Source organism: Cypionkella sp., assembly GCF_028290025.1.
Taxonomy (GTDB): Bacteria; Pseudomonadota; Alphaproteobacteria; order Rhodobacterales; family Rhodobacteraceae; genus Cypionkella.
Genome location: NZ_JAQGKQ010000118.1, coordinates 1 through 11,227, shown reverse-complemented (window position 1 = coordinate 11,227; position 11,227 = coordinate 1). Strand labels below are relative to the sequence as shown.

Here is an 11,227-nt window from a genome sequence, read left to right as displayed (position 1 = left end):
GTTCAGCTATGTGGAGCGCGGCCTCTACGCCCAGCAAGTGCGGCGCTTGCTCGATCTCTTCCCGAGCCAACAGATCTTGTTTCTGCGGTCCAGCGACCTGGGTGGCGATCCGGCGGGAACTCTCACGCGGATCGCCGAATTTCTTGAGATCGGACCGTTTGCGCCTACGTTGGAAAAGCGGGTGAATATTAGAAAGTATCTACCTTATCCGTCGCAGCTGACGGTTTGTGACATCCGCCATCTTCGCAAGATCTTCCGACCTGAAGTCGACGCATTCGCCGCTCTCACGGGGCTCTGCGTCGACACTTGGCTTACCTGTCGATCGGGCTGACGATCTCGCAGGCCCATAGCTATCGATCTCAGCGTGGACCTTGGCTCGCCTAAACGAAGGCGAAGTCGTCAGCGGATACCGAGGCGCCGTTTGCGAAGGTGATGGTCTCAACGCTCAGGCCGTTGGCCGAGGTAATCTCCCAGGTGTTGCTGGAACCGACCCGCTCGAAGGTCGCTTCGGAGGATAAGCCGTAGCCAATGAACAGAAGCTGGTCCCCCGCGAGTGAGCCAAGCCCATCGAAGTCGACAACGATGTCTCCTGCGGCCTCGCCGATCGTAAATACGAACGTGTCGTTCTCGGTGCTGGTGGGGGTGACATCACCGCGAAGGATGTCCGCGCCGGCACCGCCATCCAGGATGTCTTGGCCGCGATCGCCCTGCAGGCTGTCGTTGCCCTTGTCCCCGCGGAGGTAGTCGTTGTCCTGTCCGCCGCGAAGGAAGTCGTTGTCCTGTCCGCCGCGCAGCGTGTCATTGCCGGTGTTGCCCTGCAGGGAGTCGTCTCCCATGTTGCCTTGCAGGTAGTCCGCGCCCGCTCCGGCAGTCAGGATGTTGGCCCCCGCATTGCCGCTCAATGTGTCGCTGAACAGGCTGCCCGTCACGTTCTCGATGTCAGTGAGCGTGTCGGTGCCCTCGGACACGCCAATCATCTGCGCGCCCCCTGCGGCCAGGTTCACGCTGACGGCGGCGATTGACGCCGAGTAGTCCGCCGTGTCAGAGCCGGTGCCGCCGGTCAGGGCGTCGTTGCCCTCGCCGCCGGTCAGGGTGTCGTCGCCCAGGTCGCCGAGCAAGGTGTCGTTGCCGATGCCGCCGAGTAGGGTGTCGTTGTCCCTCCCGCCACGCATGAAGTCGTCGCCGTCCCCGCCTTCCAGCCGGTCGTCGTTCTGGTTGCCCTGGAGCGTATCGTTGCCATCTCCAGCTTGCAGGGTGTCGTTTCCGAAACCGCCGCTGAGCAAATCGGCCGCAGCACCACTCATGATGCTGTCGTTTCCGCTGCCGGTCGTGATGGAGAAAGCTTCGCTTTGCACAAAATTTATGAAATTGCCTGCCACATCAGCAATATTGCCCGAATAACCGGCATCCAGATCCCCGCTCGTAACGCCACCGGCTACGTCCGTCGTCATCAAAGCGTAATTGATGATCAAGCGGTCGAAATTTGAGCCAGCATTCACTGTATCTGGTCCGCCGTAAAGGGTGATCAGATCCATCCCAGCACCGCTGACAATCGTGTCGGTCCCATTACCAGATATGATGGTATCGTTACCGGCGCCGGATGTGATCGTATTGCTGCCATTTCCGGCGTCGATACGGTTTCCCCCGTCGAGAGCCGTGATTGTATCGGCATCCTTACCGCCTATGATAATGTTCGCACCTTGCCCTGCAGACACAGTCGACGCACCATTGCCAGTCACGATTATGTCGTCGCCCTCGGCGGTCGTAATCGTGTCCGCGCCGGTGCCTGTGAGGATTGTGAAGTGCTCGATAGTGCCACTCGTGAGAGTTACCATCCGCCCCCCGCCCCCCGCTTCGGTAAAATTCGAGGTCGAGTCGCCGGTGATGTTTCCTGTAGCTGCACTGTAATTCACCGTGAGCCGGTCTTCGCCTAAGCCACCATTAACTGCGTCGGCCCCCGCCGATACCGATATTTCATTGTCACCACCGTTCCCGACAATATTGTTGCCGTCATCTGCATCGGCAACGTTAATAGGTGCCAATCCCGCCAGTGTGACCGTTGAGACCCCACTTGCAAGCTGAAGGGTAATGCCAACCGATGTGGCACCGCCAGAGATGGTCATACCGCTGTAAAGGACAATCGCGAACTCGTCGCTGTAATGATCTTCCAGAACAATATGGTCAGCCGGTCCTCCTTCGAGCATAGCCGCAGAAATCGATTTGTAGGCGGAAAGTGGACCTACGGTTAACAAAGCCATTTGAAATCTCCCTTGGCGCGACTTGCTGGACGCAGGCGCTGTTTTGTTACGATGTCGATGTAGGCTTAAGCAATTTACCTAGATGCACTAGCAGTGCGTGTGGAGTTTCAGTTTTTGTCAACCTGAAATTGCGTTGGTCAGATCACAGTCGCGTTGGACAAAGTGTCAATTGGCTCCAGTGCGGATACAAAACGAAATTGGTGACTTGCGGGCTCTTCTAACTGGAGAGCGGCGGACGATCGAGCAGATTTATGATGGATATGATAAAAGGCCAAACGGATCCCAGCCAGAGACCTGTAGGACCTGTCGATTCAGCGAGATACCTTCTGTAATCTCCATTTTGGAGTGGGAGGGTGAGCTCGATGGCCAAAGACCAACAGGAAATTCGGCGCAAGCTGCGCATTCTGAATCACGCTGCGGCGTCGGGTGACGTCAGCAAGACCTGTCGATACTTCGGTATCGGGAGAGCGAGCTTCTATCAATGGCGTCATGCCCTTGCAGATCACGGCTAGGCGGGGTTGGCTAACCCGAATATATGACCGGCCTGATCCTTATCGGCCTTGCCCGCTGCATCGCCATGGTGCTGGTCTGGAACTAGCTTGCGCGTGGCGACAACCAGTATGTCGCGGGGCTCGTGGCGTTCAACTCGATCTTCCAGATACTGTTCTTCTCAACCTATGCATGGCTGTTCCTGACGGTTCTGCTGCCGCTGTTCGGGCTGGAAGGCAGCGTGATCGATGTGGGGTTCTGGACGGTGACGGAGGCCGTGCTGCTCTATCTCGGCTTGCCGTTTCTGGCAGGCTATCAGACGCGCCGTATCCTGATCGCCCGGCGAGGGGCGGAGTGGTATCAAGACACGTTCCTGCCGAAGATCGGCCCGATCACGCTGGTGGCGCTACTGTTCACCATCGTTGCGATGTTCAGCCTGAAAGGCGGCGATGTGCTTCGCCTGCCACTGGTGATCTACTTCGCAATCCAGTTTATCGTCAGCTTTGCGATGGGTCGCTGGATCGCAAAGGACTATCCGCGCACCGTCGCTATCGCCTTTACCGCGGCAGGCAACAACTTCGAACTGGCGATCGCGGTTGCCATCGCCGCCTATGGCCTCGCCTCACCCGTGGCCTTCGCCGCCGTCATCGGGCCGCTGGTCGAGGTGCCGGTGCTGATACTACTGGGGAGCGTTGCTCTGCGTCTTGGACGACGGTGGTTTCCGGGCGATGCCACGCTAAAGCACGCTCGCGCATGACCCCCGACCTGCCGAACCTGTCACAGGAGGCGCTGCGCCCGCCGCAGTTCGAGGGCTCTCCGCCGCGCATCCTGTTGCTTTATGGTTCGCTGCGCGCACGATCGTACAGTCGCTTGCGACTCTGGAGGCAGAACGCCTTCTGCGCCAGTTCGGCTGCGACACGCGGATCTTTCACGCAGACGGCCTGCCGCTGCCGGACGACGCCGGGTCGGACCATCCCAAGGTCCAGAAACTGCGCGAGCTGAGCCTCTGGTCCGATGGGCAGGTCTGGGCCAGCCCTGAACAGCATGGTGCGATGACCGGCGTGATGAAATCCCAGATCGACTGGATACCGATCTGCGCGGTCCGCCCGACGCAGGGCCGCACTCTGGCCCTCATGCAGGTGCCGGGCGGATCGCAAAGCTTCAACGCGCTGAACCAGATGCGCATCCTCGGCCGCTGGATGCGGATGGTGACGATCCCGAACCAATCCTCCGTCGCCAAAGCATTTCAGGAGTTTGACGAAGCGGGACGTATGAAGCCGTCTTCCTATTATGACCGGATCATGGACGTCATGGAGGAACTGGTGCGGTTCACTCTTCTAACGCGGGATCGGCCGGACCTGACCGACCCTCTGATGACCGATCATATAGAAGGTGGGACCATACGACGCTTACCATTAATCTTCGACAATTGCAGGCTTCTAGTTTCACAAATTGGCATCGGCCTTGCCGTTTAGTAAGCGGTCTAAGGTCTCAATCAACTGGCTTGGGGTAAATGGTTTCGCGATCAACGGGGAAGTTTGCCATTCCGCAGGAAGCGCTTCACGTCCGTAGCCTGTTGCAAATACAAAAGGAACATTCTGCTTGGCAAGTTCGCGCAAGATTGGCGTTACGCTCTGCCCCTGCAAATTTGCGTCGATGATGGCTATATCGACCGTTTCTTCTGCTGATAGCACAACCAGCGCTTGGGCAACACTGTAAGCTGGCCCCACCACCGTGCACCCCGCGTCCATTAATGTCCCTTCGATATCCATTGCAACCAGGAATTCGTCCTCGACGATTAGCACTCTTCTGCCTACCAATGAGAACCGGCCTGCTGCTGGCTTGGCTTGGATGGCTTGCACGTCCGCTGCTACTGGCGGGGTTAGCAGCCGATGCCGGTCGAGCAACAGATCGAAACTGACAGTTCGCCCGTATTCGCGCTGCTGAATGTCTGCATGACCCTGACCGGCCGTCGCTACGCGTCTTAACAGTAAGGATCCAAACCCTTCGATTAAGGTGCTAGGCGCGATTGGCGCACCCTCCTCCTGCCAGTTTATTGAAAGACGCCAAACGGCACCTTCGTCTTCTTGCAAGGTCCATTCGATGAGAAGAGTTCCTGTCGCATTCGAAAGACTCCCGTATTTACGGGCATTAGTTGCGAGTTCGTGGATGATGAGAGCTAAGTGCGTTCCCATCGAGCCGCCGATCACCAGTTCGGGGCCTCGCAACATAACCCGGCCTAGCTCAGTGGACCCAAGCACAATCTGTTGCTGGATAAGCTCGCGGAGGTTCACACCTAACAGCTTTTCCTCGATAAGAAGATCGTGAGCTTTGGCGAGAGCCTGAAGACGCCCGTTAAAAGCTGAAACAAAAGCCCTAGGGTCAGGATTATTTCGCAAAGATTGGGATGCAATGGACTGCACGACAGCCAGCGTGTTTTTGACACGGTGATTGAGCTCGTCAATCAACAATCTCTGCAACTCGTCTGCACGTTTGCGTTCTCCGATATTGCGGGCCACCTTTGACGCGCCGACGATCTGCCCATTACTGGTGCGCAAGGGCGAGACGGTAAGCGAGATGTCGACTCTCGTGCCATCTTTTGCAAGCCGAACATTGTCGAAGTGGTCGATCCTCTCGCCCGCTTTGACACGGCGAAGAATATCTTCCTCCTGTGAATGAAGTTCAGGTGGAATGATCCGGATGATCGGCTGGCCGATCATTTCCTCAGCAGTGTAGCCAAAGATTTTCTCGGCGCCTCGGTTCCAGCTGCTAATGATACCAGTGAGTGACTTGCTGATGATGGCATCATCTGATGAAGAAACAATCGCAGCGAGCCGTTCGCGCTCGAGTTCATTGCTCATCTCATTGGTCATTATATGTCATCTCACCGCTTCGCCAGTTAACCCTGCTAAAGACATTTTTTGAAATATTCCTGCTCGTTTCGCAAGTCCCTAGAGCCGGGCATGTTCCAATGGGATCTTCCTAGCGACCATTTGGTTGCCGCTGTTGACCGTCAATTACCTCCCGTCGGGTTAGGCTACTGGTAGATGTCCGTTTTGAACTATGAACTGATGCGGTGGTGAAGCCCTTCGTGAAGCGGCAGAAGAACGACTTTGCAGATGCGGCAGTCATTGCAAAGGCATCGTCCCGTCCCAGCATGAGTTTTGTCGCAGTGAAGAGTCCCGAGAAGCAAGCGCGTACCGTGGCCTTTCGGACCCATCAATGCTTTGTGCGGCAACGAACGCAACTGATCAATGCGCTCAGAGGGCATTTGGCCGAGTTTGGTCTGATCGCGCCAAAAGGCCCAGTGCATCTGAAGCTTCTGCAAGCAGCCTTGAGCGAACCGCGGGTTGATTTGCCCAGAACCGTCCGCGAGATGGGGCAGCTCTACCTGCACAAATCGGTCAACTGACCGAGGTGATCACACGTCTGGCCGATGAACTGGGAAGGTTGGTGCTGGGCATCGCGCGCGACCCACCAATCCTGTATACGTTATCAATCAAAACCCTTGGCGCATCGCCCCGGGTAGAAAGGCCGACCCTTATGACATCCCCAACTGCGCACCCCGCCAAGACTTCGGTTCTCGCTGCAAACCTCGAAATCACAGGCGACGTGAGATGCACCGGTCAAATCGTGATCGAGGCAACAATCAGAGGAAATGTCGTAGCTGATGACGTCTCAATTGAGGCCACTGCGCAAGTTGAGGGCGATGTCGAGGCGCGCGCCCTCAAGATCGACGGCGTGGTTCTCGGCAAAGTGTTAGCAGTTGAACTGACAGTCACCGCGCATGGGCATGTCGCAGGGTCGCTTTCCTATGGCACATTGACCGTCCACCCAGGCGCAACGGTGGAGGGGGACCTGAAGAAAATAAGCCCGGCGAAGCGTGACGATCATTCGAGCGGATCAGCCATGCAATAACGCAAAAACGACCGGGTCACGGCCGCTGTCAGCACTTCCGCCCTCCTCAGAGATTCGGCGGTAATGTGAATATCGCGGTCATTGCCCGGCCCGTGTGACCAGATTGCGATGGTACTAAGGCAGATAGGAGTTACCTATTAACCTGCAATTTCAGCAGGGAAATTACAACCAAGCTTGTCTCACCGTTGTCACCATCGAAACAGGCGTCGCTCTGCCCAATGAAAGCACCGATTAGGGCGTTTTCAACAAAGATTTTGAGTCTAGGGCTTCGCGTAGACCAATCAGCGGAACCTCTGCTGAAACAGGATTGTCAGACCCAAACGGAAAGAATTGCAACTGAACTGAAGCCGCGGTTATCCATGCTCCGAGCGAACCTTCTGGCAACGCCGCGACAGCACGGCAGCCATCTGCAAAGCACGCCTCAAAGGGAGCATCGTAGGCTTTGCCCGCCACAACCGCCCGGAAGCCCGCCTTCAATTCAACCCCCAACGGTAAAATCGCTATCATTGCCGGTTCTTTCCCGCCTCGGCCGATCTGAATTCCAATTGCTGCCAAACTCTTCCCGCTGTCCGCCGTCTGCACGGAAAGCACGGCGGTACAGCGCTCATTGCCTTCAATGCAGCTCACCTTCCAACCCGCGCTGTCTTGCGCAACGGCAGGACGACCAGCGCCTGCCAGACTACACAACAACGCCACCAAAGAAGCCACCTTAACCGTGTGATAAAAAGACATTAACTAAGATCCTTTCGATAAAACTGGGCGCGGTCACCAGTGGCGCCGCGCCCAGTATCTTAGACCAAAATCCGCACATCAGGCATTTTTGCGGCGCAGACGTAGTCCGCTCAACATTCCGACGCCGCCAAGCAGCAACAAGGCTGAGGCAGGAACTGGAACCTCGCTGGGGGGTACAACAACGCCGCCCACACCTGAGAAGCCAAAGATAAATGTGGGCCGACCGGGTGTGCTGCCGTCCATATTATCGCTCGACTGGCCGAAGGAGTAAACTTCCGCACCGACGGCATTTAATGCATTCAATGCGACGTCTTCACCTTGTGCCGCGCCGTAGAAGATCTTGAAATCATAAGTTGCGCCCGCTGCGAGAGCGCCAAAAGCGAAATCGAATAGCGCGCCGTGATCTGCAACGCCGGAATCTGTAAAGTCCCCGCTGGCAGCAATTTGCGAATGTGCAGCGAAAGGGTCGCCGCTTTGGAAGCCATCATCGCTCGCGAACAGCACTGCAGAAGCAGCAGCGGTCCCGCCGATCGTGACATATTCGCTAAACGCTGTAGGCTCGACATCCCAATCCATGACGCGGGTGTAACGCAGGTCACTAACAGCCACCGCACCAATGTTTTCGATCTTTACAGCGACTTGGTATAGGTGAGAGTCAGCGGACGGAGTGAACGTATGGGTGACACGCAAAGATGAGCCCAACTCGGTAACCGAAGTTGCGGTCGACGCGTCCGAGATGAACGAAACTTGGGTCAATCCGACACTGCCGCCCCGATCTTGGTTTGCAAATCCGCTGACCAGGCTTTCGCCAATTCCCACACCCCAGCCTTCGCAAAGGCAGCCATCAGCGGTGGCTTCGTAGTTGGTCGCGTTGTCACGCAGCCCTACGTATGATGTGGTACCGGCGCCCGACAAAGTGCCGGGTACGTTAAGGTTGCCAGCGTCATTCACGCCCAATGTAACCGTACCGTTAGTGATGACGGCGGCCAGTGCTGCCCCAGGCAGGGCGACAGACCCCAGCAAGAGCAAAGTAAATATTTTATTCATTCCCAGAACTCCCAAATATGACTTCAATAATTCATAATTTTGCCACATTAAGTGCCGGCGGCAAAGCAATATGAAGACCTTGTCGGTGGTTTCTCGAAAACATCCACTAATTTCGCGCCATTGTTTCCGTGATCTGCAGAATGAACGGGGCACTGTCGCCGTCCGCCAGTTCTGGAAAGCTCACCCTTTGGGGTGCTGAAGCAAATCGAATCAGCACTCCGACGCGAGATTGCGACACGCAATACGGTTCATTGCAACCTAGGCATCTTAATGCCGTCACGCTTTCTACCGTGGATTGAACTCCAGTCATTTAAAGTCCGCCTTATGATAGTCGTGCTTACAGACACTTTGCGCCCGTCGGCATCTTTTTGAGCTGGTGATAGGGCAACAGGGGCAGTTACCAAGACGGCCAAGTTTGCATGCCGTTTCTATAATTTTTGAGCGTCTCCGAAGTCCGTTCGCGTGAGAAGTGAGCCCTGGATGCGAAGACATGAAAGACTGAGGCGACCGACGCGGGCTTAAGTGTCGATATCGCCGGCGGTGAACTCAACCTGCATTCCGTGCCTTAAATGATTTCGACAATGTAGAGAAGGTCGCGCGAGGACTGGGCGAGGAAATCATACTTCGTGTAGCACGACGCCATTGCCCGCGCCTTCATCCGCACCGGAACACGCGGTAGCGCCCTGTTATTTTAGGTCTCGCGACTCCGTTAGGGATTGGACCCACGTTAAATCGCCCCTTGCACCAGCTGGAGCCGTCCATCCGGTAACGGCCGCTGCAATAGCGCAGCGATCTCGAATGGCGCGCCAAGCCACGTTTGCCACTCAGCTGGGTTAGTCAGAATAACGGGCATCGCTTTGGGATGCACCGACCCGACCTCGGCGTTGGGAGCACATGTCAGGAACGCAAAGAGATCATCGACCGTCTCGCCGTCCTTCACCTTGCGCAACGACTTCCAGCTGCGTAGTTCGATGCCCGCGAAGAACATCGGCTGGCCTTCCTCGGCGGGCGCAAACCACTGGATACCGCCCGGCTTAGGCTCGGAAAACGACGTCACCGGCACGAGGCAGCGATGGGCTGGGCCTAACCAGCGCCGCCAGTGTGACGAGCTGAGATTGCGCACATTTGTCACGCCGGGATCGCGCGCCGTTTTCAAAACGGAGGGCGGCGAGGGCATGCCCCAGCGGGCGTTAACAAGCTGCAAGCCGTCAGGCTTGTGTCGGATAATTGGAGCCAGCCGATCTGGATAAACCGCGCCCGGTTCTAGATTGCCGGTGTAGTTGTCGAGCCCGGCGAAAAGCTGGCGCATAGCGTCTACTGCCATGGTCTGGTTATAGAGATTGCACACTTCGATATCCTCATCGGGGACGTTTCCGCTAGGGGCCGAGGGCGAACTGTATGTCGGTGAGACTGTGCCGTCGGCTAGCTCCAGGTCCGGGAAAGCCACCATGAAGCCGCAAGCGTCCTTGGGGTCGCGGAAGTAGAATGCGATAACGTCCCCTATTACGTTTCGACCGCCACCATGGATTGCGTAGCTGGCCCTGCCAACGCGTCTTTCAAGCCAAGCATGCATCGGCGACATCATCGTCCCGAAACCCAATGCAGGCACCTTGATGAAAACGCGCACCGGGAAGGCGCTTTCATCCGCTTTTGATTGAGCTGTTGTCCTGCGCGTCATCTCATAAGAACAGCCATAAGAGTAGACGTTAGTCACCAAGTATTATGCACTTCGGTCAGCCATAAAGGCCGGGATCGCTCCCGGCCTTCGTCAAATAGCCTATCAGGCTGCGGATCAGTCGTTTTTGTGGCTCTGACGGCCGGCTTCAGCATGTTGCTCCGGAGTTCCGCCTCTGGTGCCGCTGCCGGATTGCTGCCCACCGGACGATTTGCCGCCTGAGGACTTGCCACCGGACGAGTCATTTTTGTGGCTTTGACGACCAGCCTCGGCGTGTTGCTCCGGAGTTCCGCCTCTGGTGCCGCTGCCGCTGCCGGAGCCGCCTTTTGATTCTTGGCTATTGTTAGGCATAATTTTCTCCTCTCCTAGGAACCGACTGATTTGTCGATGCGTAACAAGCCAAAAATTGAAAGTGGGGTTCCTTCCTGACGTTCACTTTTTTTGGGAGGAGCGGGCCACGCTGAATGGGCCGTAGGTTTGAAACTTAGACCACCAGAAGCCGTGTCATCGCCTTTGCTATTTTCATCTCGGAATAGGGTTTCGCCACGAACTTGCAGCCCGAAGGAAGGGTTCTCTGCTCAAAATAAGGGACTCCGGAAGCGGCTATCAGCAAGATACAGGGCCAAAGAATACGAACGTAATAACATAAATTTAGGCCGTCCATCGAACCGGGTATCTCCAGGTCGACGAACAGCAGATCGATGTCCTCCCTCGCCTCAAGGATAATGAGCGCCTCGTCGGCGTTTTCGGCCCTCAAGGCCTCGAGTCTAATGCGTTCAATTATCTCAAAGGCGTTAAGCCGAATCAGACGACTTTCCTCAACGACCAAAACGACCCGTTGGTCGTTTTTCACGTTCAGTACTCCACTCATGTCCGCTAGCTTTAGTCAGTTCGCTGGCAGGGTATCGCTTCATCACGCCCTGCTTGCATACCATAGCGCAGCGGCCGGTCGTCAGTCATCATCGCCGCAGGTCGGCATACGTTTAATCGGCTAATTTCAGCCTGCGACTTCTGCCTTTGTTGACGTAGAAATCCGTGCGCTCAGAATGTTCTCGAGCCGAGAACGGAGGTTGTCATGCATTATCTTCGTCTGACGATTCTGGCCTTC

At 56.3% G+C, this 11,227-nt stretch carries 8 protein-coding genes and 4 pseudogenes; 6 read left to right on the top strand and 6 right to left on the bottom strand.

From position 1 onward, the window contains the following. Window positions 1-331 (top strand): sulfotransferase domain-containing protein (locus JWS10_RS21190; protein WP_299509935.1); only part of this gene is annotated, 331 nt, incomplete at its 5' end. Window positions 332-380: 49 nt separating this feature from the next. Here JWS10_RS21190 and JWS10_RS21185 read toward each other — a convergent pair. Continuing rightward, window positions 381-2,258: a calcium-binding protein gene (locus JWS10_RS21185; RefSeq protein ID WP_299509933.1), complete on the bottom strand. Its 1,878-nt coding sequence runs from the start codon at window positions 2,256-2,258 to the stop codon at window positions 381-383. A gap of 362 nt (window positions 2,259-2,620) precedes the next feature. On the opposite strand from JWS10_RS21185, the pseudogene JWS10_RS21180 reads away from it, so the two are divergent. The 3 pseudogenes from JWS10_RS21180 to arsH all read left to right on the top strand — a co-directional run. Further along, a pseudogene (locus JWS10_RS21180) lies at window positions 2,621-2,767 on the top strand (helix-turn-helix domain-containing protein); the annotation flags it as partial. A gap of 17 nt (window positions 2,768-2,784) precedes the next feature. Continuing rightward, window positions 2,785-3,504, top strand: a pseudogene (locus tag JWS10_RS21175) (arsenical-resistance protein); the annotation flags it as partial. A gap of 59 nt (window positions 3,505-3,563) precedes the next feature. After that, window positions 3,564-4,093, top strand: a pseudogene (gene arsH / locus JWS10_RS21170) (arsenical resistance protein ArsH); the annotation flags it as partial. A 99-nt stretch (window positions 4,094-4,192) separates the two neighbouring features. Here the strand turns inward: arsH and JWS10_RS21165 are convergent. Continuing rightward, a complete protein-coding gene (locus JWS10_RS21165) occupies window positions 4,193-5,620 on the bottom strand; it encodes a PAS domain S-box protein (RefSeq protein ID WP_299509931.1) in 1,428 nt (475 codons plus the stop codon). A 200-nt stretch (window positions 5,621-5,820) separates the two neighbouring features. Between JWS10_RS21165 and JWS10_RS21160 the strand changes: the two are divergent. Next, a pseudogene (locus tag JWS10_RS21160) lies at window positions 5,821-6,063 on the top strand (transposase); the annotation flags it as partial. 227 nt (window positions 6,064-6,290) lie between these two features. After that, entirely contained in the window at window positions 6,291-6,665 is a 375-nt protein-coding gene (locus JWS10_RS21155; RefSeq protein ID WP_299509929.1) for a polymer-forming cytoskeletal protein, read from the top strand. Between the two features lie 231 nt (window positions 6,666-6,896). On the opposite strand, the gene JWS10_RS21150 is transcribed toward JWS10_RS21155, so the two are convergent. The 4 genes from JWS10_RS21150 to JWS10_RS21135 all read right to left on the bottom strand — a co-directional run bounded on the left by JWS10_RS21150 (window position 6,897) and on the right by JWS10_RS21135 (window position 10,972). Continuing rightward, window positions 6,897-7,397: an invasion associated locus B family protein gene (locus tag JWS10_RS21150; RefSeq protein WP_299509927.1), complete on the bottom strand. Its 501-nt coding sequence runs from the start codon at window positions 7,395-7,397 to the stop codon at window positions 6,897-6,899. A gap of 78 nt (window positions 7,398-7,475) precedes the next feature. Next, window positions 7,476-8,444, bottom strand: coding sequence for a hypothetical protein (locus tag JWS10_RS21145; protein WP_299509925.1), 969 nt, complete (start codon window positions 8,442-8,444; stop codon window positions 7,476-7,478). A 727-nt stretch (window positions 8,445-9,171) separates the two neighbouring features. Further along, window positions 9,172-10,158, bottom strand: coding sequence for an SOS response-associated peptidase family protein (locus JWS10_RS21140; protein WP_299509923.1), 987 nt, complete (start codon window positions 10,156-10,158; stop codon window positions 9,172-9,174). 445 nt (window positions 10,159-10,603) lie between these two features. Further along, window positions 10,604-10,972 (bottom strand): response regulator, encoded by a 369-nt coding sequence (locus JWS10_RS21135; RefSeq protein ID WP_299509921.1) that lies wholly within the window; start codon window positions 10,970-10,972, stop codon window positions 10,604-10,606. Window positions 10,973-11,227: the final 255 nt, after the last annotated feature.

Bases quoted from the DNA above. Each gene is read 5' to 3' on its own strand.
- JWS10_RS21185 (WP_299509933.1), bottom strand. From the start codon at position 2,258: ATGGCTTTGTTAACCGTAGGTCCACTTTCCGCCTACAAATCGATTTCT.
- JWS10_RS21165 (WP_299509931.1), bottom strand. From the start codon at position 5,620: ATGACCAATGAGATGAGCAATGAACTCGAGCGCGAACGGCTCGCTGCG.
- JWS10_RS21155 (WP_299509929.1), top strand. From the start codon at position 6,291: ATGACATCCCCAACTGCGCACCCCGCCAAGACTTCGGTTCTCGCTGCA.
- JWS10_RS21150 (WP_299509927.1), bottom strand. From the start codon at position 7,397: ATGTCTTTTTATCACACGGTTAAGGTGGCTTCTTTGGTGGCGTTGTTG.
- JWS10_RS21145 (WP_299509925.1), bottom strand. From the start codon at position 8,444: ATGAATAAAATATTTACTTTGCTCTTGCTGGGGTCTGTCGCCCTGCCT.